Below are 774 nucleotides of genomic sequence, written 5' to 3' on the forward strand. Positions count from 1 at the left end.
ATCGGGAAGACAGGATTCGAACCTGCGACACCTTGGTCCCAAACCAAGTACTCTACCAAGCTGAGCTACTTCCCGAGTTAAATAGAAAAATGCACCCTAGAGGAGTCGAACCTCTAACCGCCTGATTCGTAGTCAGGTACTCTATCCAGTTGAGCTAAGGGTGCTCATCATTTTATGCCGAGGACCGGAATCGAACCGGTACGATCGTTACCAATCGCAGGATTTTAAGTCCTGTGCGTCTGCCAGTTCCGCCACCCCGGCCTCTCTAAGCGAACGACGGGATTCGAACCCGCGACCCCCACCTTGGCAAGGTGGTGTTCTACCACTGAACTACGTTCGCACTGTTTTCTTCTATCTAAAAATGCCGGCTACATGACTTGAACACGCGACCCTCTGATTACAAATCAGATGCTCTACCAACTGAGCTAAGCCGGCTCATTTATTATATCTTAATGCGGGTTAAGGGACTTGAACCCCCACGCCGTTAAGCGCCAGATCCTAAATCTGGTGCGTCTGCCAATTCCGCCAAACCCGCATATATGACCCGTACTGGGCTCGAACCAGTGACCCATTGATTAAAAGTCAATTGCTCTACCAACTGAGCTAACGAGTCCAAAATAACTTGCGTTATCTTAAACGGTCCCGACGGGAATCGAACCCGCGATCTTCGCCGTGACAGGGCGACGTGATAACCGCTACACTACGGGACCTATGGGAGTTAACGGGATCGAACCGCTGACCCTCTGCTTGTAAGGCAGATGCTCTCCCAGCTGA

Annotated in this window: 8 tRNA genes; all 8 read right to left on the bottom strand. The window is 51.2% G+C overall.

Annotated features, from left to right (window positions below):
• Position 1: 1 nt before the first annotated feature.
• Positions 2-75, bottom strand: a tRNA-Pro gene (locus ADI86_RS00975).
• A gap of 15 nt (positions 76-90) precedes the next feature.
• A tRNA-Arg gene (locus ADI86_RS00980) sits at positions 91-164 on the bottom strand.
• Positions 165-175: 11 nt separating this feature from the next.
• Positions 176-261: transfer RNA gene (locus tag ADI86_RS00985), tRNA-Leu, on the bottom strand.
• A 7-nt stretch (positions 262-268) separates the two neighbouring features.
• A tRNA-Gly gene (locus tag ADI86_RS00990) sits at positions 269-340 on the bottom strand.
• 22 nt (positions 341-362) lie between these two features.
• Positions 363-435: transfer RNA gene (locus tag ADI86_RS00995), tRNA-Thr, on the bottom strand.
• 18 nt (positions 436-453) lie between these two features.
• A tRNA-Leu gene (locus ADI86_RS01000) sits at positions 454-535 on the bottom strand.
• Positions 536-540: 5 nt separating this feature from the next.
• Positions 541-613: transfer RNA gene (locus tag ADI86_RS01005), tRNA-Lys, on the bottom strand.
• Positions 614-637: 24 nt separating this feature from the next.
• Positions 638-710 (bottom strand) — tRNA-Asp (locus ADI86_RS01010).
• Between the last annotated feature and the right edge of the window lie 64 nt (positions 711-774).

Origin of the sequence: Streptococcus pseudopneumoniae, assembly GCF_001074975.1 — a bacterium.
Taxonomy (GTDB): domain Bacteria; phylum Bacillota; class Bacilli; order Lactobacillales; family Streptococcaceae; genus Streptococcus; species Streptococcus pseudopneumoniae_D.